We start from the raw sequence: 25,818 nt of genomic DNA on the forward strand, positions 1-25,818 counted from the left end.
ACGCAATGCGCGAAGCTCAGCGCACGATCAGGTTATCGCGATGAATCAGCTCCGGCTCGTTCGCGAAACCCAGCACCTGCTCGATGTCGCTGCTTGGGTGGCGGCGAATCAGACGCGTCTCCGACGCGCTGTAATTCGACAGCCCGCGCGCGACCTCATGGCCGGCCTCGTCCACGCACGCGATGACCTCGCCGCGCGCGAACGTGCCTTCGACGTCGATGACGCCGATCGGCAGCAAACTCTTACCCTCTTCCATCAGCTTCTTGCACGCACCCGCGTCGATCACGACACGGCCACGCACTTGCAGGTGGTCGGCCATCCACTGCTTGCGGGCGGTGAGGACTGCCGTGCGTGCCACGAGCTGCGTGCCGATGGCCTCGCCGCCGGCCAGACGCACCAGCACATCCGCCTCCCGGCCCGACGCGATCACCGTGTGCGCGCCGCTCGTCGCTGCGCGCTTGGCTGCCAGAATCTTGGTCAGCATGCCGCCACGGCCGATATTGGTGCCCGCACCGCCGGCCATCGCCTCGAGACGTTCGTCTCCCGCTTCGGCTTCGTGCACGAATTCGGCGTCCGGATTTTTGCGCGGATCGGCGGTATAGAGGCCCGACTGGTCGGTAAGGATGACGAGCGCATCGCCATCGATCAGGTTCGTGACGAGCGCTCCGAGTGTATCGTTGTCGCCGAACTTGATTTCGTCGGTCACGACCGTGTCGTTCTCGTTGATGATGGGCACCACGCCGAGACGCAACAACGTGAGCAACGTCGTTCGCGCGTTCAGATAGCGTTCGCGATCGGCCAGATCGGCATGCGTGAGCAGAATCTGTGCCGTTCGCACGCCATGCTCGGCAAAGCGGGTCTCATAGACCTGTGCGAGTCCCATCTGGCCCACGGCGGCGGCGGCCTGCAATTCATCGATGGCTTTCGGGCGGCGCGCCCACCCCAAACGCTGCATACCCTCGGCGATTGCGCCCGAACTCACGAGCACAACCTGCTTTGGCGGTCGCCCATCGCCCCCGTGCCGCAACGCGGCGATCTGCTGCGCCCAACGCGCAATGGCAACATCGTCCAGCCCGCGACCGTCGTTGGTCACGAGACTGGAACCCACTTTCACCACGAGCCGCCTGGCATCGGCGATGACCGAACGCATGGAACTGGATTCTCCTGCGGATGTATTGGGAAGACGGGGCCGCTGCGGGCGGGGACGACGCGGCGCACCGGTCCGTCCCTCATCTGGCCGCAGCAGCCGGATCGCTGGCGTAGGCGCGCGATGTCCGAAACGTCGGCGCCAGCGTTTGAGTGATGTGGAGTTTACGCCTTTGGCGCGTCGTCCGTTGGGATTTGTGGTGCGTCTTCGGCGACGGGAGCCGCACTGCCGGCGCGGAAGCGCGGGTCTGCGGCAGCGTCTTCGATCGCCTCTTCGACGGCGCCGCGTTGCTGATACAGATACTCCTGCACCGCCAGGCACAACTTCTCGCAGCCCTCGCCCGTCAAGGCGGAGATCTCGAAGGTCGGGCCGTCCCAGCCGAAGCGCTTCCTGAAATCTGCCACGCGCTCAGCGCGCTCCGCTTCCGCCACCATGTCCACCTTGTTGAGCACCAGCCAACGCGGCTTCTGGAACAGCGCTTCGTCGTACTTTTGCAGTTCGAGAACGATGGCATTGGCCTCCGCCACCGGATCGACTCCTTCGTCGAACGGCGCGATGTCCACGATATGGAGCAACAAGCCGGTACGCTGCAAGTGGCGCAGGAACTGGTGGCCGAGTCCGGCGCCTTCCGCGGCACCTTCGATCAGGCCCGGAATGTCGGCGATCACGAAGCTCTTGCCCGGCGCAGTACGCACCACGCCCAGGTTCGGATGCAACGTCGTGAACGGATAGTCCGCGATTTTCGGACGCGCGTTCGACACCGACGCGATAAACGTCGACTTGCCTGCGTTGGGCATACCAAGCAGGCCGACGTCAGCGAGCACTTTGAGCTCTAGCTGGAGCATGCGGCGCTCACCGGGCTTGCCGTCCGTCTTCTGACGGGGCGCGCGGTTCGTGCTCGACTTGAAGTGGAGATTGCCCAGACCGCCCGCACCGCCTTGCGCCAGCACGACTTCCTGACCATGCTCGGTCAGGTCGGCGATAGTCTCGCCGGTGTCCATGTCGGTGATGATGGTGCCGACCGGCATGCGAAGGAAGATGTCGTCTCCGCCCTTGCCGTAGCAATCCGAGCCGCGACCGGATTCACCGTTCTTCGCCAGATGCTTCTTCGAATAACGGTAATCGATCAGGGTGTTGATGTTGCGATCCGCCACGGCAAACACGCTGCCGCCGCGACCGCCGTCGCCGCCGTCAGGTCCGCCGAACGGCACGAACTTCTCACGGCGCATCGATGCCGAGCCGTTGCCGCCGTTCCCGGCGATCACCTCGATTCGTGCTGCGTCAATGAATTTCATGTGGGTCCGCCCCGCTTAACGACCGTCCGCAGACGATCCTGAATACTGTTCAATGCCCCGCTCCGGGCGCGACAGGTTCGCGGCACGCTGGCGGGACAAACAAAAAAGGCTCCGCATGAGAGCGGAGCCTTTTGGTGGCAAAAGGCTTAGCTTACGCTGCCGGCACCACGCTAACCACTTGCTTCTTCGCTGCGCCCTTGACGGCGAACTGCACGTGACCGTCGGCCAGTGCAAACAGCGTGTGGTCCTTACCGATGCCGACGTTTTCGCCAGCATGCATACGAGTACCACGTTGGCGAACGATGATGCCGCCAGCCAGGATCGCCTGACCGCCGTACACCTTCACGCCAAGGCGCTTCGACTCGGAATCGCGGCCGTTACGGGACGATCCGCCTGCTTTTTTGTGTGCCATGACTTAACTCCTTACCTAGCTCGATCGATTAGCCGTTGATGCTGTCGATGCGCAGCTCGGTGTAGTTTTGGCGATGGCCTTGACGCTTTTGGTAGTGCTTGCGACGGCGCATCTTGAAAATCTTCACCTTGGGGTGACGACCCTGGGCGATAACGGTAGCCTTGACGGAAGCCCCACTGACCAACGGCGCACCGAACTTAATCGATTCACCCTCGCCAACGGCGAGAACCTGGTCGATGGTGATTTCAGCGCCAATGTCAGCCGGTATCTGTTCTACTTTGAGCTTTTCGCCAGCAGCAACCTTATATTGCTTACCGCCGGTTTTTATGACCGCGTACATTGTTGAACCTCACTCATAAACAAGAGAATTTCCGCGCAGACCGAGGGTCCCGAAAGGACTCGACTTACCGGCCATCGCACCGCCGCGGGGCCGTCATACCGAAGTATTTTCGGACCAGGCGCAACGAATGCGCGCACGAAAACCGGGGATTATACAGACTTTCTCCTTTTGCGTCAAAGACTTCCATGACGCCAGTCATTCCGCGGCCCTGGTGCCCGAAAGTCGCCGCGCCCACTATATAATTTGGGGCGAATTTTTCCTCACCCGAGCCTTGTCTTGACTGCTTCGACTTCTTCCCAGAACGTACTGGCCGCCATCGCCGACGACATGCGTGCCGTCGACCAGCTTATCCGCCACCGGCTGGCCTCCGAGGTGGTCCTGATCAATCAGATCTCGGAGTACATCATCAATTCGGGCGGCAAACGGCTGCGTCCGGCATTGCTGCTACTCGTGTCCGGCGCGCTGGGCGTGAGCTCACCGGCGCGCTACGAGCTGGCCGCGGTCATCGAATTCATTCACACCTCCACGCTGCTGCACGACGACGTCGTCGACGAATCCGACCTGCGTCGCGGCAAGCAGACCGCCAATGCGCTGTTTGGCAACGCGGCGTCGGTGCTGGTCGGCGACTTCCTGTATTCGCGCTCTTTCGAAATGATGGTGAGCGTGGACAACATGCGCGTGATGCAGATCCTGGCGCGCGCGACCAACGTGATCGCCGAAGGGGAAGTGCTGCAACTGCTGAACATGCACGATCCGGATGTGGACGAAGCGCGTTACTTGCAGGTCATCAAATACAAGACGGCAACGCTGTTCGAAGCGGCCACCCAGTTGGCTGCCGTGCTGGCCAACGCCGATGCGCAGACTGAAGCGGCCGTGCGCGAATACGGTGGACGTCTGGGCACCGCCTTCCAGTTGATGGACGACTGGCTGGACTACGCCGGCGACACCGACGCGATGGGCAAGAACGCCGGCGACGATTTGCGGGAAGGCAAACCGACGCTACCGCTGATCCATGTGCTTCAGCACGGTACGGACGAAGAACGCGCGCTCGTGCGTGAAGCCATCGAGAACGGCGGCACCGACAAGTTCGAACCCATCCTCGCTGCCATCACGCGTACGGGCGCGCTCGATTACACGTTGGCGCGGGCCAAGGAAGAGGCAGACGCGGCTGCACAAACAATTTCTGCACTTCCCCCTTCCCATTACAAAAATAGCCTGCTAGAATTATGTTCTTACTCGATAGCGCGACGCACTTAGCGAAGTAGCAGTATCGAAGCGGGGTGTAGCTTAGCCTGGTAGAGCGCTACGTTCGGGACGTAGAGGCCGGAGGTTCGAATCCTCTCACCCCGACCAGGATTTACTTTGCGTTGACTTTACGTTACGCGGAGCAAAAAAACCGACGGCCTTGTCCGTCGGTTTTTTATTTTCGCGGCCGGATTCTCTCCATCGCCGCACGCTTGGTACTCCGTCGCATCCTGGCGATGCGCTCGCCGATCAGTACGTTGGCGCGCTGAGGGCACGATCCGCTCTGATATAGTGGCATCTCGTTGCCACCCCCTGCGCTCAATGCGCATCTAAAAGCTTGGACGCCTTGCCCTTATGGGCGCAGATTTGCGCCGTCGCCTTCCTGATCGTCTGCTCGGGATTCTTTTCCATTTCCGAGACGAGCATGATGGCGCTCAATCGCCATCGTCTGAAACATCTCGTGCGCATGAACGTGCATGGCGCCAGGTCCACGCAAGGGCTGCTCTCGCGCACCGAAGATCTGCTCTCGACGATTCTCGTCGGCAATAACGTCATCAACACGGTTGTGCCGGTGCTCACCACGTCGATTGCGGTGCGCTACTTCGGCAACGATGCCATCACGCTGTCCATCGCCACTGCGGTGATCGCGCTGCTCATCATCATCTTTGCGGAGATCGCTCCAAAGATCGTCGGCGCAACGTATCCGGACCGCATTGCCCTGTCGGTCAGCACGCCGCTCAAACCCATCGTCGCCGTGGCCACGCCGCTCGTGTGGGTGCTCAACAGCTTCGTGCGCGGTATGTTGCGCGTGCTGCGTATCGACACGCGCCGCGCGGCGAGCGAAGCGCGTCTGACGACCGAAGAACTGCGCACCATCGTGCTTGAAGCCGGCAACTACATGCCGACCAAGCCGCGCAGCGTGCTGCTCAACCTGCTGGATCTCGAAAACATCGCCGTCGATGACGTGATGGTGCCGCGCGCACGCATCGAGGCACTGGACATCTCAGCGCCGCTCGACACGATCCTCTCTCAGCTCGAGACCTGCTATCACAACAAATTGCCCGTCTACGACGGCGACATCGACCGCATCGTCGGGATTCTCCCGGTACGCCGTACGCTTTCCGCTCTGCGTCACCCGGACGACATCACCGTGGATACGTTACGCGCGCTGCTCGTCGACCCGTACTTCATTCCGAGCGATACACCGGCGCTGCGTCAGTTGCAGTATTTCCAGGAAAACCATCGTCGCGTGGGACTGGTCGTCAACGAATACGGCGAAGTCGAAGGGCTTGTGACGACCGAAGACATCATCGAAGAACTCATCGGCGAATTTACGACGAGCGTGCCGGGTACCGGTGGCAGTCGTTCGGGGTGGACGGCCGAAGGCGACTGTCTCGTCGGTGGCGGTGTCGGACTGCGCGACCTGAATCGTCGCCTGGGGCTGCATCTGCCGACCGATGGCCCCAAGACGCTCAACGGCTTGATTCTCGAAGTGCTGCGCGAAATTCCGGAAGCCGCCGTCAGCCTGGAGATAGACGGGCTGCGCATGGAAATCGTGCAGATCGACAATCAGGCCATCAAGACGGTCCGGCTGTTCAAGCCCGGCGCGCATCCCGCCCCTCACGGCGCATAGACGCGCATAGGTGCACATGGGCTCGCATAAGGACACATAGGGGACACATAAGGGACGCATAAGGGACGCGACGGTAGCGCCAACGATTCACGATCGACGTGACACGATCGCGCCGCCCTCGCTCACTGCCCGTCACCCCCCTCCATTTTTCGGGTTATTCCGATTGAGTCGTCGCAAGGTTACGACGAGACTGAAGCTTCACGCAGCTCTCGCCAAACCCCGTCATGCCACACTCAACCGCCGCCTCTGGTCACGCTTCGTCGTCGGCACGAGATCCCTTCCCGATGCCATCTTCAGGACCTCCCGCCCCCGGCATTGCCGCCACCTCCGCGCTGCAATGCCTCGAACATATTCTGAACGACGCGGTTCGCGCAGGGGCTTCCGACGTGCATTTCGAACCGATGGCACAGCGCTTTCGCGTTCGGCTGCGAATCGATGGCCGCTTGCAGGAACATCGCGACGTGCCACTGCCCTGGCGCGATATGCTCGTCTCGCGACTGAAGATTCTCGCGAATCTGGACATCGCGCAGAAGCGCTTGCCACAGGACGGACGACTCGTGTGGCGCGAGGCCAGCGAGCCGGTCGAGTGCCGTGTGAGCGCACTGCCGACATTGCACGGCGAGAAGCTCGTGGTGCGATTGCTCGACGGCGCCAAGGTGCCGCTCTCGCTTGAAGGTCTCGGCTACACACCGGCCCAATACCTCGCGCTCACACAAGCGATTGCACGTCCGCACGGCATGATTCTGATGACCGGCCCCACCGGCAGCGGCAAGACCGTCTCGCTATACAGTTGCCTGCGACGCCTCAACGACACGTCACGCAATATCGTCACCATCGAAGACCCGGTGGAAATTCGCTTGCCGGGCGTGACACAGGTCAATCTCAACGAACGCGCCGGACTCGACTTCGCCACCGCGCTGCGCGCCTTTCTTCGACAGGACCCGGACGTTCTCGTGGTCGGTGAGATACGCGATGCCCGGACCGCGGAGATCGCCGTGCAAGCGGCGCAAACCGGCCATTTGGTATTTGCCACGGTTCACGCCAACGACGCGCCAAGCACGCTCGCACGCCTCTTCGATCTCGGCGTCGCGCCATTCAATCTTTCGTCGACGCTGTTGCTCGTCAGTGCGCAGCGACTGCTGCGACGCCGCTGCCCTGCCGGGTGCGAACCGCGCCATGCCGTTCACAGCGAAGCCGGCTCGCCGGATCTCTGCATGCGCTGCCACGGCAGCGGTTTCGCGGGACGAATCGGTGCGTTTCAGGTTATGCCGATCAGTGCCACGCAAGCCGTTAACATCGCGCAGGCGCGCAGTCCGCACGAACTCGCGGCGCAGGCACGCAGCGAAGGCGTCATGACGTTGCGTGAGTCGGGACAGTGGCACGCCGACGCCGGCACCGTCGCCCAGGAGGATGTCGATGCAACCACGCCCGTCTGATTTGGGGTCGAGGGGGAATGGCCGACGGCGTTGGCAGATCGCCCGCACGGAGCGCGTCCTATGTCCCGAATAGGCCGATCACGCCAGTGGCACTGGCAAGGTCGCGACGCAGACGGCCAGCGTCGACGCGGCGATATCGTCGCACTCGGCGAGGCGGCGGCGCGGCTGGCGCTGCGCCAGCAGTATCCGCAGATGACGATTACGCATCTGGCAGCAGGACGCCGACGTGCGCCTGCCGCGCGTACCCGGTCCGCGGACGCCACGGACCTCGTCCGTCGCCTCGCCACCTTGCTCGGCGCCGGTGTACCGTTAAGCGCCGCACTAGACGTAATGGCGCGCGGCGCACATACGCGCGGGCTCAAACGCCTGGCCTCCGAGATTGCACAGGATGTGGCGATGGGGCACCCGCTGGCGTCGGCAATGTCGCGCGCCAGCCGTCGATTCGGTAGCGTCGATTGCCAACTGATCGCCGCTGCGGAACTGAGCGGTCAGCTCGGACCAACGTTGGCGCGTCTTGGCGCGCATTACGATCATGCGCGGGGCGTACGGGACAAATTGCAACGCGCCCTCGCCTACCCGCTGACCGTGCTGGCCGTGGCGCTTGCGGTTGTCGTCGCATTGCTGCAATGGGTGATTCCGGAGTTCGAGCGCCTGTTCGCGAGCGCCGCTGGCGGGGGCATGCCATTACCTCCTCTGACTCGCGGGTTGATCGATCTCTCGCGAGCGTCCGTGAGTCAGGGGCCGGGAATACTCGCGAGTGTCGGTGCCATCGGCCTGATCGCCGCGATGGCCGTGAGACGCAGCATCCGGGTGCGGCGCCAGCGGGACCGCTGGATACTGTGCTTGCCGCGCGCGGGCGGGATCATCCGCATGATGAGCGCGGCCCGCTGGGCCCGAACGCTGGGCACGCTGCTCGATGCCGGGGTTGCCCTGCCGGACGCCATGGACGCCGCCGCGGGTGCCTGCGGCAACCTCGTCATGCAGCAGGCCGCGCATGAAGTGCACCGGAAGGTCACGCGTGGTGCCCGGCTGGCAACGGCGCTCGAGGCCGACGCGCGCTGGCCTCTGGCCGTGGCGCAACTGGCCGTGATAGGGGAGGAATCGGGTACACTCGGGCGCATGCTCAATCAGGCCGCAGGTCTGCTCGACGAAGAGGCATCGCAGGCGCTGGTCAGCACCTGCGCGATGCTGGAACCCATGATGATTACATTTCTCGGCCTGCTCATCGGCGGCATGGTCCTTGCCATGTATCTGCCGATGTTCCAACTCGGATACGGTGTCGCATGAATGCCCTCGACGGCTACGCTGAGCTGCTTCTGGTCGATTGGCTCGCACAGCTGGCGCCGCACTGGCGTCTTGCAATCTTCGCGGTCGCGGGCGTGGTGGGAGGGCTGCTACTCGATGTCGTCGTGCGGCGCGTACCGGCGGCCATCGAACGCGCGTGGCTCGAGGAACTGCAAGCCACCGAAACCCCGGAAGGCGTGGCTCCCGGTTCGCTTTCCGGGACATCGGCTTCCTCCGCATCGCTGCTCACCGGATTACACGCGCGCGCCACTGCGCCTGTACTCGCATCTTCAGCGAAGGATTCCGGCGTCGGCGCAACCGAGTTGCCGACGGCATTGACGGAGGCCCCGCCACCGCGTCGCTGGCGGCTCGCGCTGCTCACCGGTGCACTCAGTGCGGCCATCTCATGGCGCTTCGGACCGACGTGGCAGAGCATTGGCGCACTCGGTCTCGTCTGGACACTTGTCGCGCTCGCCTACATCGACCACGACACACAGTTGCTGCCCGACATTCTCACGCTGCCGCTGCTCTGGGCCGGACTGCTCTGTAATCTCGGCCACTGGTTCGCGGCCTTGCCGTCAGCCGTTATCGGGGCCGCCGCCGGCTATACGAGTCTTTGGGCGATGTACTGGGTGTACTGGTGGATCCGTCGCCGGGAAGGCATGGGCTTTGGCGACTTCAAACTTTTTGCGGCGCTGGGGGCCTGGTTCGGCTGGACAGCGCTGCCCCAGATTCTGCTGGTCGCGTGCGTCCTCGCCATTGTTTTCGCCGGCAGCGCGTGGGTGATGGGACGGCTGCGCAGCGACCAGATGTTTCCTTTCGGCGCCTTTCTCGCCGTCGCAGGCGTCGTCACGCTCTTTGGCGGCGATGGCCTGATGCTCTGGATCGGAGGAACTCCATGACGTACGCCATCGGCCTGACCGGCGGCATCGGCAGCGGCAAGACGACCGTTGCCAATCTGTTCGCCACGCACGGTATTACGATCATCGATACCGATGCCATCGCGCACGGCATCACTGCCCCGGGGGGCGCTGCGATGCCGGCGATTCGCCGCGAGTTCGGCGACGCGTTCGTTGCGCCGGATGGCTCGCTCGACCGCGCCCGCATGCGCGAAGCGGTGTTCACCGACGATGCAGCGAAAGCACGTTTGGAGGCCATCACCCATCCGCTCATCCGCACGGAATGCGAGCGGGCGGCCGCCGAAGCCGAAGGGCCCTATCTGATTTTCGTGGTGCCGTTGCTGGTCGAATCGGGCACATGGAAAACGCGCGTCCAGCGCGTGCTCGTCGTCGACTGCACGGAAGAGACGCAGATCGCACGCGTCATGTCGCGCAACCGATTCACCCGGGAGCAGGTGCAGGCCATCATGGCCCGTCAGGCCTCTCGCGCACAGCGCCTCGCTGCGGCGGACGACGTCATCGATAACGATGTGCACGACGCGCCGCTCGCGCCGCAAGTCGACCGCCTGCATGCGGCCTATCTTCAGTTGGTCAGGCAGACCGGGGGCGAATAAGCGTCGCGGGCGACGCATCGGAAAAAGTGAGGTTGGCGGGCGTTTCGTGCAGAAGTCTCGCATGCTGTCCCCGATTGAGCGCCGACTCGCGTTGCACCCCGACAGATTCCCGCATTAGAATGTCGCCATTACGCTGAAAAGCGCCAACTTTTGGGCCAACGCGCTTGATCCTGTACGAATATCCGCTCAACGAACGCATTCGCACGCTGCTTCGGCTAGAAGAGCTGTTCGGGCGTTTTGCCTTTTTCGTCGGACAGGAGCAGCCGCTAGATCACCACGCGGCCCTGATCACGATGTTCGAAATTGCCGACATCGCGGGTCGCACCGATCTGAAGAACGAACTGGTCAAGGAACTCGACCGGCAACGTCAGACGCTGCAAACCTATCGCGGCAATCCCGATATCGCCTCCGACGCGCTCGAACAATTCATCGGCGAAGTCGAACTCGCGATCGCGAACCTCAACCAGATTCCCGGCAAGCCCGGCCAGCATCTGAACGACAACGAATGGCTTGCCAGCATTCGCAGCCGATCCGTGATTCCCGGTGGTACATGCCGCTTCGACCTGCCGTCGTATTACGCGTGGCGCCATAACGACGCCGAGCAGCGACGTCACGACATCGACAAGTGGATCGGCCCGCTGTTCCCGATTCGTGACGCCATCGGTATCGTGCTCGGACTTGCGCGAGAATCCGGCCACGCGAGCAAGGCCATGGCGCAGCAAGGCAGCTATCAGCAGATGCTCACCGGCCGTGTGTATCAGTTGATGCAGGTGCGTGTCGCGGCGGACCTTCGCGTAATTCCGGAAGCGAGCGCGAACAAGTACATGCTGTGGGTACGTTTCACGACGCAGGACGGTGATCTGAAGCCGCGTCCGGTCGACAGCGACGTGCCGTTCCTGCTGACCCTTTGCAATCTGTAAGACGATGACGAGTGTCGTGAACTGTCCGACCTGCGGCAAGAAGGTGGTTTGGGAGCCGCAGGCCAAATTCCGCCCGTTCTGCTCGGAGCGCTGCAAGCAGATCGACATGGGCGCGTGGGCGGCGGAGAAGTACACAATCCCGGCCGAATCGCCGGAAGATCCGTCGCAGGAATCGCCGCTCGACCCGACACAGCGCTGATCGGCGGCTACACAGCGGCCGGCACAAAGGAAAAGGCACCCAAGGGTGCCTCAGATTGCTGACAAACCCTCGCCAAGTGCGAGGGTTTTGTTTTTTAATAGCAGGATGCTAAAGATCCCGACGCCCACGCAGCACGAACTCGAGATGGTGACGCTCGAGGAACTCGTGCCGAAGGACCACCTGCTGCGCCAGATCGACGCGGCAGTGGATTTCGAATTCATCCGCGAAAAGGTCGCGCATCTGTACTGCGCAGACAACGGTCGTCCGGCGCTCGATCCGGTGGTGATGTTCAAGCTGCTGTTCATCGGCTACCTGTTTGGAGTGCGCAGTGAGCGGCAGTTGATGCGCGAGGTCCAGGTCAACGTCGCCTATCGGTGGTTCGCCCGGTTTCGGCTGACCGACAAGGTGCCGGATGCGTCGACGTTCTCACAGAATCGCCGCCGACGCTTCACGGACACGACGGTGTATCAGGAGATCTTCGACGAGATCGTGCGCCAGGCGATGGGCCGTGGTCTGGTCGATGGCCGGGTGCTGTACACCGACAGCACGCACCTGAAAGCCAACGCGAACAAGAACAAATTCGACGTGGTAAAGCTGGAACAGACGCCTGCGGCCTATCTGGAGAAGCTCAATGCGGCAGTGGATGCGGACCGGGCCGCGCATGGCAAGAAGCCGCTGAATCGCGACGGCGATGAGCCGCCGTCGAGCAAGGACACCAAGATTAGCCGGACCGATCCGGACAGCGGCTACATGGTGCGGGACGACAAGCCGAAGGGGTTCTTCTATCTGGACCACCGCACGGTGGACGCGAAGCACGCGATCATCACCGATACGCATGTGACGCCGGCCTCGGTGCACGACAGCCAGCCGTATCTGGAGCGGCTGGATCGACAGCGCGAGCGCTTCGAGTTCAAGGTGGAAGCGGTGGGGCTGGATGCTGGCTACTTCACGCCGGCGGTGTGCCAGGGGCTCGAGGAGCGGGAGATTGCCGGGGTGATGGGCTATCGCACGCCGAACCACAAGCCGGGGCTGTTCTACAAACGGCAGTTCCAGTACGACGCGTACCGCAACGAGTACGTGTGCCCGCAGGGACAGGCGCTGCCGTACAGCACGACTAACCGGCTCGGCTATCGGGAATACAAATCCGATGCTCGGATATGCCGGTGCTGCCCGGTACGAGCACAGTGCACGAACAGTGCCAACGCGGTGAAGGTGGTGACGCGCCATGTCTGGGAGCGCGCCAAGGAGCGGGTGGATGCGAGGCGGCTGAGCGAGTGGGGGCGACGCATTTACGCGCGGCGCAAGGAGACGGTGGAACGCAGCTTCGCCGATGCCAAGCAACTGCATGGGCATCGCTATGCGCGCATGCGCGGGCTGCGCAAGGTGGCCGAGCAGTGCTTGTTGGCTGCGGCGGCGCAGAACATCAAGAAAATTGCGATGCTGGTGGCGCGCCTACGGGCGCGTTTAGGCGAGCGTTCGTACCTCTGGCGCCCGTTTCGGTGGCTCATGAGCGTCCTGAGGGCTTGTCTCTCAATGTGCGCGCCCTTACGCTGCCCATTCGCCCTTGCCTAAAAGCCAAAAACCCCTCGCTCCGAAAAACGAGGGGTTCGTCAGCAATCTGAGGCACCCAAGGGTGCCTTTCGTCATTTCAACGTACGTCACGCGTTGCGCAAGCCGACGGCGTCACCTTCGTCCCGCACGATCCAGCACGGCCCACCATGTGCCCGCCCGCATCCCCACGGCACCGACGCGCCACCGTCACGCCCGCTGCGCCAACTCCTCAGCAAGCCACGTCAGCGGCGGCAACGCCGCCGGGAGCAACGGCTCGACGCTCACGGGTGGATGCTCCCACGCCAGCGCCTGCCCTTCCTTGCCGTGAGGCTCACCCTGCCACGCCGTCACCTTGCAGAAGTGCAAACGCACGTAAGCATGCGGATAGTCATGTTCGAGCACGCGCCACGGCGCACAGCGCTCGACTGTCACACCGAGTTCCTCGTGCAACTCGCGCGCGAGTGCGGCGGCAACCGACTCGCCCGCTTCGAGCTTGCCGCCCGGAAACTCCCAGTACCCGGCATATGGCTTGCCGGCGGGACGCTGGCCCAGCAGCACCGCACCATCGGGGCGCACCATCACGCCGACCGCCACTTCCGTGACGGGACGCCCGTCGGGCGCAAATTGCTTCGAGTCTGTCATATCGCTACACACCTACGGTATTTCCTGCCCGGACACACGGCGATCGAGCCAGGCCAAGCCCGGTGCAATCGCTACGCCCGCCAGATTCTTACGACGCCGGCGCCAACGCGCCACGCTGCTTACCCGCCCAGTCACGCGCGAACTGAAACGCCACACGCCCCGAGCGCGATCCGCGCTCCAGCGCCCAGATCAACGCTTCCTGACGCGCGCTCTCCGTCTGCTCCGCCGGCACGCCGAAATGCTGCAACCAGTGACCGACGATCGTCAGGTAATCGTCCTGCTTGAACGGATAGAAACTGACCCACAGCCCGAAGCGCTCGGACAACGAGATCTTCTCCTCGATCACTTCGCCCGGGTGAATTTCACCGTCTTCGGTATGGCGATAGCTCTCGTTGTCCTTCATGTACTCAGGCAGCAAGTGACGGCGGTTGGACGTCGCATAAATCAGGACGTTGTCCGACTGCGCGGCCACCGAGCCGTCGAGCGCCACTTTGAGCGCCTTGTAACCGGACTCCCCGTCTTCGAACGAAAGGTCGTCGCAGAACACGACGAAGCGTTCCGGGCGCTGCGAAATCAGATCGACGATATCGCCCAGATCGGTCAGATCGTCCTTGTCGACTTCGATCAGACGCAAGCCTTCCGGCGCGTACTGGTTCAGGCAAGCCTTGATCAGCGACGACTTGCCCGTGCCACGCGCCCCGGTGAGCAGCACGTTGTTGGCCGGTTCACCGCGCACGAACTGCCGCGTGTTCTGTTCGATCAGCGCCTTCTGACGCTCGATGTTCTGCAAATCGCCCAGCGTGATGCCAGATACATGCGCGACCGGTTGCAGGAAGCCCCGTCCCTGCTTCTTGCGCCAGCGAAATGCCGTGGCGACGCTCCAGTCGATCTCGGGGGCGGCCGGGGGCAACATCGCCTCCAGCCGGGCCAGCACGCCTTCGGCGCGCGTCAGGAACTGTTCCAGTTTGTCCATGCTTCGAAATCCCCGCGCCGCTCATGGGCGCTCGTGTCGATGCTTCGCGTTGTTGTCGTTTCCCTTCGCTGTGCGCCACGGTGCTTTTGCCACCCACCGGCGATACCCGCGATGTCGATATGCCAGGGCTATCGGCGCGCTCACTTCCACCGGCGCACGGTCAATGCCGGTCAGGCATTGGCCTCGTGCGCCGACGGCCCCTGCTCCCTGTGGGAAGCCGAATACGGTTCGGGCCGTCGCGTCGGGTCTTAAGAGCGGTAATCCGCGTTGATGCTCACGTAATCGTGCGAGAGGTCGCATGTCCACAGCGTTGCCGCAGCATCGCCGCGGCCCAGCACCACGCGCACCGTAATTTCGCTTTGTTTCATCACGCGCTGACCGTCCTCTTCACGGTAATCGGCATTGCGACCGCCTGCGCGCGCGACAAGCACGTCATCCAGATAGAGGTCGATCTTGCTGACGTCGAGATCGTTCACACCGGCGTAGCCAATCGCAGCCAGAATGCGTCCCAGATTCGGATCGGACGCAAAGAAGGCCGTCTTCACCAGCGGTGAATGCCCGATGGCATACGCGATCTGACGGCATTCGGCCACGTCACGACCGCCTTCGACAGTCACGGTGATGAACTTGGTCGCGCCTTCGCCGTCGCGCACAATGAGTTGCGCCAGTTCCTGCGAGATCGACAGCAGCGCGTCGCGCAGTGCCGCGAACGCCGGCGTATCCGTGCTCGCGATTTCCGGCAGTTCGGTCTGCCCCGTGGCAGCCACGATGAACGAATCGTTCGTCGACGTATCGCCATCGATGGTGATGGCGTTGAACGAGCGGTCGGCCACGAACTTCACGAGCGCGTCGAGCACCGGCTGCGCCACGCGGGCGTTGGTGCCGACGAAACCGAGCATGGTCGCCATGTTCGGCTTGATCATCCCGGCGCCCTTGCTGACGCCCGTGAGGACGATCGTCTGGCCGTCGATCACGATCTGACGCGATGCGGCCTTGGGCAGGGTGTCGGTTGTCATGATCGACTGCGCGGCTTCATACCAGTGCGCGGGCGCGAGATTGCCGATCGCCTGCGGCAGACCGGCGACCAGACGGTCGACCGGCAGCGGCTCGAGAATCACGCCGGTCGAGAATGGCAGAATCTGGTTCGACGACACATTCAGCAGCTTGGCCAGCGCGTCGCACGTCGCACGGGTTGCGAGCATGCCCGGCTCGCCGGTTCCGGCGTTGGCATTACCCGTATTGACGACGAGCGCACGAATGCCGGCCTTCGCCGCCAGATGCTCCTTGCACACCGTTACCGGCGCCGCGCAGAAGCGGTTAGTCGTAAAAACGCCCGATACCGTGCTGCCGGCGGCAAGTCGCATGACCAGCACGTCCTTGCGGTTCGGTTTGCGGATATTGGCTTCGGCCCAGCCCAGTTCCACGCCGGGAACGGCGTGCAGTCGGGAGGCTTCGATCGAGGGGAAATTGACGGCCATGAGGGTTCGCCCGCGAGAGGTAAGGGTTGCAGCTCCCGCCCCGGCGATGTCTGCACGACAGCCCGCCGGGGCGGCGGTTGATCGGTGCGGCCGGTCGCAAAAACCGGCGCGACAAACGACGCGGCGCCGAAAAGGAGTCGGCGCCGCGTCGATTGGTTCACATCTTAAGACAGTTTGCCGTGGCAGTGCTTGAATTTCTTGCCGCTGCCGCACGGGCACGGATCGTTGCGTCCGACCTTCGGCAGGAAGTCGCCGCCAGCTGCGCCCGCACCTGCGGCCGCCTGCGCAAGCGCCGCGACCACCGGGCGGCCCGCGTCCTCGTCGACCTCGCCCTCGCCGCCCACCGTCTCCAGTTCATCGTGCTTGAACTCGATATTGACCAGGCCACCGGCGTGGTAGTCGAACGATTCCGTGGCCTGTTCGAGTTCTTCCTGCGACTGGATACGCACGTTCATGATGACGCGCGTGACTTCCAGCTTGATGGTCTCGAGCAACTGCGCGAACAGTTCGAACGCTTCGCGCTTGTACTCCTGCTTCGGGTTCTTCTGCGCGTAACCGCGCAGATGAATGCCCTGACGCAGGTGATCGAGCGCCGCCAGATGCTCGCGCCAGTTCGAGTCCACGCTTTGCAGCATGACCGAGCGTTCGAACCCTGAGAACGACTCGCGTCCCACCAGTTCGACCTTGGCCGCGTAGGACGCTTGCGCGGCGTCCATCACTTCCTTGAGAATATCCTCGTCATCGATTTCTTCCGAACCTTCGATGCGCGATTGCAGCGGCAAGTCGAGCTGCCACTCTTCGCGCAGCGTCGTCTCCAGGCCCTTCAGGTCCCACTGCTCTTCGACAGTACCGACCGGCACGTAAGTGCGCACCAGATCCTCGAACACGCTTTGGCGCATGCCCGCGATCGTTTCCGAAACGTCCTGCGCTTCGAGCAGTTCGTTACGTTGCTGATAGATCACCTTGCGTTGATCGTTGGCAACGTCGTCGTACTCCAGCAGTTGTTTGCGCACGTCGAAGTTACGCGCTTCGACCTTGCGCTGCGCCGACTCGATCGAACGTGTGACGATGCCCGCTTCGATCGCTTCGCCTTCCGGCATCTTCAGACGATCCATGATCGCGCGCACGCGATCGCCTGCAAAAATGCGCAGCAGCGGGTCTTCCAGCGACAGATAGAAACGCGACGACCCCGGGTCGCCCTGACGGCCCGAACGACCGCGCAACTGGTTGTCGATACGACGCGACTCGTGACGCTCGGTGCCGATGATGTGAAGACCGCCGGCCGCCTTCACCTGCTCGTGCAGCCCTTGCCACTCGTCCTGCAATTGCTTGATGCGGGCTTGCTTGTCGGCGTCGGACAGCGATGCGTCGGCTTCGATGAACGCCGATTGTTTTTCGACGTTGCCGCCGAGCACGATGTCGGTGCCGCGGCCAGCCATGTTGGTCGCGATGGTAATCACGCCCGGACGACCGGCCTGCGCCACGATCTCGGCTTCGCGCTGGTGCTGCTTGGCGTTGAGCACCTGATGGGGCAGCTTTTCACGCGTGAGCAGTTGCGAGAGATATTCCGACGTCTCGATCGAAGTCGTGCCCACCAGCACCGGCTGGCCACGCTCCACGCAATCGTGGATGTCCTTGATGACGGCGTCGTACTTTTCCTTGGCCGTCTTGTAGATCTGATCCTGACGGTCAATACGCTTGGGCACGCGGTTCGTCGGAATCACCACCGTCTCGAGACGGTAGATTTCGTTGAATTCGAACGCTTCGGTATCCGCCGTGCCCGTCATGCCCGAGAGCTTCGCGTACATGCGGAAGTAGTTCTGGAACGTGATCGACGCAAGCGTCTGGTTCTCGTTCTGAATCTTGACGTGTTCCTTCGCTTCCACGGCCTGGTGCAGGCCTTCGGACCAGCGGCGGCCCGCCATCAGACGGCCCGTGAACTCGTCGACGATCACGATCTCGTCGTTCTGCACCACATAGTGCTGATCCTTGTGAAACAGCGTGTGCGCGCGCAGGGCGGCGTACACATGGTGCATGAGCGTGATGTTCTGCGGTGCATAAAGGCTGTCGCCCTCGGCGATCATGCCCCACTCGGCGAGCAGTTGTTCGGCCTTCTCATGGCCGCGCTCGGTCAGGAACACCTGACGGCCCTTCTCGTCGAGCGTGTAATCGCCCGGCACTTCGACACCCGTGCCGTCAGCCTTCTCTTCGCCGATCTGACGCTCCAGCATCGCCGGCAGACGATCCATCTTGACGTACAGTTCGGTGTGATCTTCGGCCTGACCGGAGATGATCAGCGGCGTACGCGCCTCGTCGATCAGGATCGAGTCCACTTCGTCGACGATGGCGTAGTTGAGCGTGCGTTGCACTCGCTGCTCGGTCTCGTACACCATGTTGTCGCGCAGGTAGTCGAAACCGAATTCGTTATTCGTACCGTACGTGATGTCGGCGGCGTAGGCCGACTGCTTCTGATCGTGAGGCATCTGCGACAGGTTGATACCCACCGACAGGCCGAGGAAGTTGTACAGACGCGCCATCCACTCGGCGTCGCGCTGTGCCAGATAATCGTTCACGGTCACAACGTGCACGCCCTTGCCCGAGAGCGCATTCAGATAGGCGGGCAACGTAGCGACGAGCGTCTTGCCCTCGCCCGTACGCATTTCGGCGATCTTGCCGTAGTGCAGCACCATACCGCCGATGAGCTGGACGTCGAAGTGGCGCATCTTGAGAACGCGCTTACCCGCCTCGCGACACACGGCAAAGGCTTCAACGAGTAACGAGTCGACGCTCGCCCCCTGGGCGATGCGTTGCTTGAATTCCTCGGTCTTGCCGCGCAGTTGCTCATCGCTCAGTTGGGCGATCTGCGGCTCGAGGGCATTGATCGCCGCGACGGTTTTCTGGTACTGCTTGATGAGCCGCTGGTTGCGGCTGCCAAATACTTTTTTGAGAAGACCGGGAATCATCGGATCACTGGTTAGGGCGGCAAATGTCGTTCGCATCGGCGCAGCCGGTCCGTGGACGGAATCTCACCCCGGAGTTGTGCCCCGTGAGTCATGACCCGACCACAGCGTCTGTGCGCTGCGGGTCACCGTGTTTGGCACTCTGGCCGCACGCCGGTTCGATATATGTACTGAAAAATGGATTCTAGCATGCTGTCGTGGCACGTCCCGACGGCACCCGGGCTCGGCAATCCGGCCTTTGTCGGACGATCCAAGGAGGCGACGCCCGATCGCGGGGTAAAATATGCGGCGATATCTGTCTCATCATATGAAACGACCCAAAGCACCCCGCGTTGCCCGCCCGCTCACCGACCTGCTGTCCGCATCCGACGGCGCAGGTTCGCTACTGGTCGCCGCCGAACAACTCGGGCGGCTGGAACGGGACGTCCGCGCGCTGCTCCCCCCCGCCCTTGCCGGGAGTGTGCGGCTCGCGCCGCCTCGCGAAGGGGCGCTGGTGTTCCTGGTCTCGAACAACGCGCTGGCCGCGCGTCTGCGTCAGCAAACGCCGTCGCTCATCGACGGCCTTGCGACGCGCGGATGGCTCATCCGGACCATCCGGATTCGCGTGAGCATCGCCGCCCCCGAGCCGCAAAAGCCGCCCAAGGAAGCCCGCCTCTCGCGCCAGGGACTGGTCAGTCTGCGGGATCTGCGCGACTCACTCGATCCGTCCCCGCTTCGCGACGCGCTCGCCCGCCTCGTCTCACGCCATTCGTACGGCGGCACACGCAAACCGTAGGCAGCATGGCACTTCGCCCGCTTAAACCCGACGCCGAAAATAAGCGCGCGTCAAATAAAAAAGCGCCGGATTTCCGGCGCTTTCCTTTTGTTACATCCCGTCACCAGACGTCACGACCGGCGAGGTCTTGCGTGACTTACGCGAACTGCGTCTGCGGTTCGAACTGGAATCCGCGCGGGGCGTCCTCCGCACGCTCGAATGTAACGATTTCATAGGCTTGCTGTGCGAGAAGCTCGCGCAGCAGCTGGTTGTTCAAACCATGTCCCGACTTGTAGGCGGTATACGAGGCGAGCAGCGGATGACCCACCACATACAGGTCGCCGATGGCGTCGAGCATCTTGTGCTTCACGAACTCGTCGTCATAACGCAGCCCGTCGTTGTTCAGGATGCGGTATTCATCGAGCACGATGGCATTGTCCATGCTGCCGCCGCGCGCCAGCCCCAGCTCGCGCAGCATTTCGACTTCATGAGCGAAGCCGAACGTACGCGCCCGCGCGATTTCCTTGGCATACGACGTATCAGCGAAGTCGACTTCAAGCGCCTGGCCCGTGCGGTCCACGGCCGGATGACGGAAGTCGATGGTGAACTTGAGGCGGAAGCCGTCGTACGGTTCGAGACGAGCGAGCTTGTCGCCTTCGCGAATCTCCACGGGCTTCGTCACGCGAATGAACTTCTTGGCGGCCGGTTGCTCTTCAATGCCCGCCGACTGAATCAGGAAAACGAACGTCGCCGCGCTGCCGTCCATGATCGGAATTTCTTCAGCAGTCACGTCGACATACAGATTGTCGATGCCCAACCCCGCGCACGCCGACATCAGATGTTCCACCGTGGACACCCGCGCACCATCCTTCTGCAACACCGACGCCAGGCGCGTGTCGCCGATCGCCATTGCCGAGGCCGGAATCTCCACAGGCGGATTCAGATCGGTACGGCAAAAGACGATGCCCGTGTCGGGCGGCGCCGGACGCAGCGACAACTCGACCTTGCGACCGGAGTGCAAGCCGATGCCGACTGTCTTGGCGATGGATTTGAGAGTGCGCTGCTTAAGCATGCTATTTATTAAAACTATCAGACGCTAAGGATCATAGATCGAATTATATCAGATCGGCGCCGTCATCGCTGTGCCACAAACACAACGCTTCGTTACTAAACATTCCGAATCTTGCCTCATCGGACTGTCCCCGCCCATATCGCGATACGAAATAACATCTTCGCGAAAAAAGCATGGTTCCATCTTAGACGTCAGGCCATGGACCTGCGCGTCGAATCTTGTTCGGGGCACCCCGGCCGCTGCGACGGAGGCATGCCGCAACGGTCGGGGGGACAGATCCGCGAGACCGGGTCAGGGATCACGAACGCTTACCCGTAACGTCGTCATCTGTGACGCGTCGATACCTCTTGCGACTCTGGTTGTCGCAGCCACAAGGCATCTCCGTGCGTCACAACCTTGCCGTATCGTCGTTCGGACGCGTACCGAGGCGCGCCTTCCCCACGCCACGTGGCATGGTAGTCGGAGCGACGGCGAATCCTCACGACGACCTGCGTAGGTCTCGCGATTCCCAAGGTGCGGCGGCGCCGAGCACTGGCACCCGGCCCGCGCGCAACCCTGTCAGTCGGCTTGCTTGCGCAGGAACGCCGGAATGTCGTACGTGTCGACACCCTTTTCCTGCAACGCGGCAACGTGCGAGGCTGCGGTCTCGCGCGTGCTGCGCCACACGGCCGGCGTATCGAGCGCGCCGTAATCCGTACCGGCTGCCTGACCGACGTTCGGCACGTGGCCGGTCGCAATCGGCATGTTGTCGGTACCGGTCTTGAGCAGCGTCATCGGTGCAGCAGCCTTCTTCGCCACGGCACGGCCCAGGCCGGTCGCCACGACGGTCACGCGCAGCGCATCGCCCATCTTGTCGTCGTAAACGGTACCGAAAATCACGGTCGCGTCTTCGGCGGCGTAGCTCTTGATGGTGTTCATCACTTCACGCGTTTCCGACAGACGCAGCGAACGCGATGCCGTGATGTTCACCAGCACGCCACGCGCGCCCGACAGGTCCACGCCTTCGAGCAGCGGGCTTGCCACCGCTTGCTCGGCGGCCAGACGTGCACGATCGACACCGGCCACCGTCGCCGTACCCATCATCGCCTTGCCCTGCTCGCCCATCACCGTCTTCACGTCTTCGAAGTCGACGTTCACGAGACCGTCGACGTTGATGATTTCGGCGATACCTGCCACGGCGTTATGCAGCACGTCGTCGGCGCACTGGAAGCACTTGTCCATCTCGGCGTCGTCGCCCATGACTTCGAACAGCTTGTCATTGAGCACCACGATCAACGAATCGACGTTGTCTTCCAGTTCCTGCGCGCCCGTCTCGGCCACGCGCATACGCTTGCCGCCTTCGAACTCGAACGGCTTCGAAACCACGCCGACCGTCAAAATACCCATTTCCTTGGCGATCTGCGCCACCACCGGCGCCGCGCCCGTGCCCGTACCGCCGCCCATACCGGCGGTAATGAACACCATGTGCGCGCCACGCAGAGCGTCGGCCACACGCTCACGTGCCTCTTCCGCGGCGGCACGGCCCATTTCCGGCTTCGCGCCGGCCCCCAGACCGGTCTTGCCGAGCTGAATGTTGACGCCGGCCTGCGAGCGGCCCAGCGCCTGCGCGTCGGTGTTCATGGCGATGAATTCCACGCCTTGCACACCACGGTTGATCATGTGCTGGACGGCATTGCCGCCAGCGCCACCAACACCCACCACCTTGATGATGGTGCCGTTGGTTTCCGTTTCCAACATTTCAAAGTTCATAGCGCCTCCAGTGAATTAAAAGCAGATCCGGTACTGCGGGTCACGTGCCACTCGGGTAAGTCGCGCGTGTTTTCAACACCGAATCCACACCCCTCAAAAACCAAAAAACAGCTTAAAAATTGCTGAAGAACCAGTCGCGCATACGCGCCCAGACCTGGTTCGCCTGCCCCGACTGCACCGCGACCTTGCGTCCGCGCATGCGTTGGGAACGTCCTTCGAGCAGCAGGCCCATCGCCGTTGCATAGCGCGGGCTGCGCACCACGTCGGCAAGACCGCCTGCGTATTCCGGCACACCAATGCGCACCGGCTTGAGGAAGATGTCCTCGCCAAGCTCGACCATGCCCGGCATCATTGCCGCGCCGCCGGTGAGCACGATGCCCGAGGACAGCAACTCTTCGTAACCCGACTCGCGCACCACCTGCTGCACGAGCGAGAACAACTCTTCAACGCGCGGCTCGATCACCGCCGCGAGCGCCTGGCGCGAGAGCGTGCGCGGACCGCGCTCGCCGAGCCCCGGCACTTCGATCATTTCGTCCGGATCGGCCAGCGACTGCTTGGCGATGCCGTGCTGAATCTTGATGTCCTCCGCATCCGGCGTTGGCGTGCGAACGGCCATGGCGATGTCGCTCGTGATCTGGTCCCCGGCAATGGGAATCACGGCCGTGTGACGGATCGCGCCTTCGCTGAAGATCGCGATATCGGTCGTGCCGCCGCCGATGTCGATCAGCACCACGCCCAGTTCCTTTTCGTCTTCCGTGAGCACCGAGATGCTCGACGCCAGCGGTTGCAGAATCAGATCGTTGACTTCGAGGCCGCAACGGCGCACGCATTTCACGATGTTCTGCGCGGCCGACACCGCGCCGGTCACGATATGCACCTTCACTTCGAGACGGATACCGCTCATGCCGATCGGCTCGCGTACGTCCTCCTGACCGTCGATGATGAATTCCTGCGTGAGGATATGCAGTACCTGCTGATCGGTCGGAATGTTGATCGCCTTGGCCGTCTCGATGACGCGCGCCACATCCGCCTGCGTCACTTCCTTGTCCTTGATCGCCACCATGCCGCTCGAATTGAAGCTGCGGATATGGCTGCCGGCAATGCCGGTGAAGACGTTGGTGATCTTGCAGTCGGCCATCAGCTCGGCTTCTTCGAGCGCACGCTGAATGGACTGCACCGTGGCCTCGATGTTCACCACGACGCCCTTTTTCAGGCCCCGCGATTCGCTCTGGCCAAGGCCGATCACTTCATAGCGGCCTTCAGGGCGCAGTTCGGCCACCACCGCCACGACTTTCGACGTGCCGATATCGAGGGCGACCAACAGATCCTTGTAATCTTTGCTCATAGCGTGTGTAAGTCCTGAAGTCTCACTGGCTTCGCTTTGCCGGCGCGGCAGGTTTCGCTGCCGGCTTCTGCGAATCCCGCTTTTGCACGGGTGTCGCGGCAAGCTTCTTGGCCTGTTCTTCGCTCAAGAAACGCATGCCCGCGGCACGCACTGCAAAACCGTTCGGGTACCGCAGATCGGCATACTCGATCTGATTCCCCCAGCGTGCCGCCACCTGCGGATACGCCTGTACGAAGCGCCGGCTGCGCGTGGCGAGGGTCTCGGGGGTACGCTCCCGTCCCAGCGCCAGTTGCACGCCCCCTGCGAGCCGCACGCCCCATGCGTAGCGATTCGACAGCGTGACCGCCTCGGGTTTCATGTTCAGCGGCGCGAACCATTTCACGAAGTCGTAGTACCGCGCCGTCACATCCTTCTCGCTGCCCGGCGGCCCCGCGAATTCCGGCAGCTTGCCGTCGTCCTCGGCTTCCGCCAGGTTGGCGGCGAACAACTCGCCATCCACACTCACCAAGCGGCCATCGTTCCAGGTGGCCAGCGGTTTGTATTCTTCGATCGTCACCGCCAGTTGATTCGGCCAGACACGCCGAACACTCGCATGGCGCACCCAGGGCACGGCTTCGAACGCGGCCCGCGTGGCATCCAGATCGATCGTGAAGAAGTTGCCCTTGAGTCGCGAGACGGCATTCGCGCGCAAGGTCGGACCATTGATGTGGGATACATCCCCATCGATCTGAATCGCCTTGAGCGTGAAGACCGGACGCTGGATCAGCCAATGACCGCCCGCCGCGAGCGCCGCCAGCACGACGAGTGCGACGAGTGCACTCGCGATGGCGTTGAGCAGGCGTACGTTGTGCCACATGGCGATTTGCTTTCCGTATCAGGGCGTTCTTCAACGCGTTCAATGTTTTGCTCGGTTCACTCAGGCTTCCACTGCGCGTTCGGATGCAGATCGAGCGTCGCAGTTGCCAGAATTTCAACCACCAGGTCTTCATACGACAGGCCCGCCGCACGCGCCGAGATGGGCACGAGCGAGTGACCGGTCATTCCCGGCGACGTATTGATCTCCAACAGGTACGGCTTGTTGTCGCGCTTGCGCAGCATGACGTCGGCACGCGCCCAGCCACGGCAGCCCAGCACGAGGTAGGCGCGCAACACGAGACGCTGCACCTCCTCCTGCAACGACACGGACAACGGCGGCGGGCATTCGTAGCGCGTGTCGTCCTTGAAATACTTGTTCTGGTAGTCGTAGTTCGCGTCCGGTGCAACGATGCGGATCACCGGAAGCGATCGGGCGGCATTTGCGCCCTTGGTGCCGATACCGAGCACCGGCACGGTCAGTTCGTCGCCATCGATGAATTCTTCGGCGAGCACGTCCGGATCGAGCGCCACGGCCTTCTCGAACGCGGCCTTCAGTTGCGAGGCTTCGGTCACCTTCGTCAGACCAATGGTCGAGCCCTCGCGTGAGGGCTTGACGATAAGCGGCAGGCCGAGGTCACGCGCAACGGCGTCGAAGTCGGTATCGGCGCTGAGCATCGTGAAGCGCGGCGTCGGCAGACCTTCGTTGATCCAGATGCGCTTGGTCATCTCCTTGTCCATCGCCAGCGCGGAAGCCAGCACGCCGCTGCCGGTGTACGGAATGCCAAGATGCTCCAACGCGCCTTGCAGCGTGCCGTCTTCGCCATAACGGCCATGCAGCGCGATGAATACGCGGTCGAACTTCTGCGCGGCGAGCGCGGCGAGATCGTTCATGCCGGTGTCGAAGGCATGCGCGTCCACCCCGCGATTACGCAGGGCTTCGAGCACGCCATTGCCCGAAATCAGCGAGATCTGACGCTCGGCCGAGCGCCCGCCCATCAGGACGCCAACCTTGCCG

Annotated in this window: 23 protein-coding genes and 1 tRNA gene; 11 read left to right on the forward strand and 13 right to left on the reverse strand. The window is 62.8% G+C overall.

All coding sequences use genetic code 11. The annotated features are described in order from the left end of the window. Positions 1-16 precede the first annotated feature (16 nt). From proB to rplU, 4 genes are all read right to left on the reverse strand, one after another. Positions 17-1,150, reverse strand: coding sequence for a glutamate 5-kinase (gene proB / locus AB870_RS19985; protein WP_047906030.1), 1,134 nt, complete (start codon positions 1,148-1,150; stop codon positions 17-19). Positions 1,151-1,311: 161 nt separating this feature from the next. Then, entirely contained in the window at positions 1,312-2,442 is a 1,131-nt protein-coding gene (gene cgtA, locus AB870_RS19990) for an Obg family GTPase CgtA (RefSeq protein WP_047906031.1), read from the reverse strand. Between the two features lie 151 nt (positions 2,443-2,593). Beyond that, positions 2,594-2,854: a 50S ribosomal protein L27 gene (gene rpmA, locus AB870_RS19995; protein WP_010803931.1), complete on the reverse strand. Its 261-nt coding sequence runs from the start codon at positions 2,852-2,854 to the stop codon at positions 2,594-2,596. 28 nt (positions 2,855-2,882) lie between these two features. After that, the gene (gene rplU, locus AB870_RS20000) at positions 2,883-3,194 is read right to left on the reverse strand and encodes a 50S ribosomal protein L21 (protein ID WP_010803930.1); all 312 of its coding nucleotides are present in this window, start codon (positions 3,192-3,194) and stop codon (positions 2,883-2,885) included. A 327-nt stretch (positions 3,195-3,521) separates the two neighbouring features. On the opposite strand from rplU, the gene AB870_RS20005 reads away from it, so the two are divergent. The 10 genes from AB870_RS20005 (at position 3,522) to AB870_RS20050 (ending at position 12,996) form a co-directional block, all read left to right on the forward strand. Further along, on the forward strand, positions 3,522-4,451 hold the full coding sequence (locus AB870_RS20005) for a polyprenyl synthetase family protein (protein WP_237170147.1): 930 nt from the start codon (positions 3,522-3,524) through the stop codon (positions 4,449-4,451). Positions 4,452-4,470: 19 nt separating this feature from the next. Continuing rightward, positions 4,471-4,547, forward strand: a tRNA-Pro gene (locus AB870_RS20010). Between the two features lie 229 nt (positions 4,548-4,776). Continuing rightward, entirely contained in the window at positions 4,777-6,072 is a 1,296-nt protein-coding gene (locus AB870_RS20015) for an HlyC/CorC family transporter (protein ID WP_084663923.1), read from the forward strand. A 284-nt stretch (positions 6,073-6,356) separates the two neighbouring features. Beyond that, the gene (locus AB870_RS20020; RefSeq protein WP_237169992.1) at positions 6,357-7,508 is read left to right on the forward strand and encodes a GspE/PulE family protein; all 1,152 of its coding nucleotides are present in this window, start codon (positions 6,357-6,359) and stop codon (positions 7,506-7,508) included. A 60-nt stretch (positions 7,509-7,568) separates the two neighbouring features. Then, complete coding sequence (locus tag AB870_RS20025; RefSeq protein WP_047906035.1) at positions 7,569-8,795, forward strand: type II secretion system F family protein; 1,227 nt, start codon at positions 7,569-7,571, stop codon at positions 8,793-8,795. Continuing rightward, on the forward strand, positions 8,792-9,694 hold the full coding sequence (locus AB870_RS20030) for a prepilin peptidase (RefSeq protein WP_047906036.1): 903 nt from the start codon (positions 8,792-8,794) through the stop codon (positions 9,692-9,694). Before AB870_RS20025 ends, AB870_RS20030 begins: the two co-directional genes overlap by 4 nt. After that, entirely contained in the window at positions 9,691-10,305 is a 615-nt protein-coding gene (gene coaE, locus AB870_RS20035; RefSeq protein WP_047906037.1) for a dephospho-CoA kinase, read from the forward strand. Before AB870_RS20030 ends, coaE begins: the two co-directional genes overlap by 4 nt. 164 nt (positions 10,306-10,469) lie before the next feature. Further along, entirely contained in the window at positions 10,470-11,225 is a 756-nt protein-coding gene (gene zapD, locus AB870_RS20040; protein ID WP_047906038.1) for a cell division protein ZapD, read from the forward strand. Between the two features lie 4 nt (positions 11,226-11,229). After that, the gene (yacG, locus tag AB870_RS20045) at positions 11,230-11,424 is read left to right on the forward strand and encodes a DNA gyrase inhibitor YacG (protein ID WP_047906039.1); all 195 of its coding nucleotides are present in this window, start codon (positions 11,230-11,232) and stop codon (positions 11,422-11,424) included. A 105-nt stretch (positions 11,425-11,529) separates the two neighbouring features. Further along, on the forward strand, positions 11,530-12,996 hold the full coding sequence (locus AB870_RS20050) for an IS1182 family transposase (RefSeq protein ID WP_157112225.1): 1,467 nt from the start codon (positions 11,530-11,532) through the stop codon (positions 12,994-12,996). A gap of 186 nt (positions 12,997-13,182) precedes the next feature. On the opposite strand, the gene AB870_RS20055 is transcribed toward AB870_RS20050, so the two are convergent. The 4 genes from AB870_RS20055 to secA form a co-directional block, all read right to left on the reverse strand. Then, positions 13,183-13,617, reverse strand: a complete 435-nt coding sequence (locus AB870_RS20055) for an NUDIX domain-containing protein (RefSeq protein ID WP_047906040.1) — start codon at positions 13,615-13,617, stop codon at positions 13,183-13,185. An 88-nt stretch (positions 13,618-13,705) separates the two neighbouring features. Then, positions 13,706-14,590 carry an ATP-binding protein gene (locus AB870_RS20060; RefSeq protein ID WP_047906041.1) on the reverse strand — a complete coding sequence of 295 codons (885 nt, stop codon included), beginning with the start codon at positions 14,588-14,590 and terminating at the stop codon, positions 13,706-13,708. 248 nt (positions 14,591-14,838) lie between these two features. Continuing rightward, a complete protein-coding gene (gene argJ / locus AB870_RS20065) occupies positions 14,839-16,068 on the reverse strand; it encodes a bifunctional glutamate N-acetyltransferase/amino-acid acetyltransferase ArgJ (protein ID WP_047906042.1) in 1,230 nt (409 codons plus the stop codon). A gap of 164 nt (positions 16,069-16,232) precedes the next feature. Then, positions 16,233-19,031 carry a preprotein translocase subunit SecA gene (secA, locus tag AB870_RS20070; protein ID WP_047906043.1) on the reverse strand — a complete coding sequence of 933 codons (2,799 nt, stop codon included), beginning with the start codon at positions 19,029-19,031 and terminating at the stop codon, positions 16,233-16,235. A gap of 304 nt (positions 19,032-19,335) precedes the next feature. On the opposite strand from secA, the gene AB870_RS20075 reads away from it, so the two are divergent. Continuing rightward, positions 19,336-19,803 (forward strand): DciA family protein, encoded by a 468-nt coding sequence (locus AB870_RS20075; RefSeq protein WP_053059453.1) that lies wholly within the window; start codon positions 19,336-19,338, stop codon positions 19,801-19,803. A 136-nt stretch (positions 19,804-19,939) separates the two neighbouring features. On the opposite strand, the gene lpxC is transcribed toward AB870_RS20075, so the two are convergent. From lpxC to AB870_RS20100, 5 genes are all read right to left on the reverse strand, one after another. Further along, positions 19,940-20,854 (reverse strand): UDP-3-O-acyl-N-acetylglucosamine deacetylase, encoded by a 915-nt coding sequence (gene lpxC / locus AB870_RS20080; RefSeq protein WP_047906045.1) that lies wholly within the window; start codon positions 20,852-20,854, stop codon positions 19,940-19,942. A 558-nt stretch (positions 20,855-21,412) separates the two neighbouring features. Beyond that, positions 21,413-22,603 (reverse strand): cell division protein FtsZ, encoded by a 1,191-nt coding sequence (gene ftsZ, locus AB870_RS20085; protein ID WP_047906046.1) that lies wholly within the window; start codon positions 22,601-22,603, stop codon positions 21,413-21,415. Between the two features lie 112 nt (positions 22,604-22,715). After that, positions 22,716-23,948: a cell division protein FtsA gene (gene ftsA, locus AB870_RS20090; protein WP_039406003.1), complete on the reverse strand. Its 1,233-nt coding sequence runs from the start codon at positions 23,946-23,948 to the stop codon at positions 22,716-22,718. Between the two features lie 22 nt (positions 23,949-23,970). After that, positions 23,971-24,804 carry a cell division protein FtsQ/DivIB gene (locus AB870_RS20095; protein ID WP_047906047.1) on the reverse strand — a complete coding sequence of 278 codons (834 nt, stop codon included), beginning with the start codon at positions 24,802-24,804 and terminating at the stop codon, positions 23,971-23,973. Positions 24,805-24,860: 56 nt separating this feature from the next. Beyond that, entirely contained in the window at positions 24,861-25,799 is a 939-nt protein-coding gene (locus tag AB870_RS20100; RefSeq protein WP_237170149.1) for a D-alanine--D-alanine ligase, read from the reverse strand. Between the last annotated feature and the right edge of the window lie 19 nt (positions 25,800-25,818).

It is taken from the genome of Pandoraea faecigallinarum, from assembly GCF_001029105.3.
GTDB lineage: Bacteria > Pseudomonadota > Gammaproteobacteria > Burkholderiales > Burkholderiaceae > Pandoraea > Pandoraea faecigallinarum.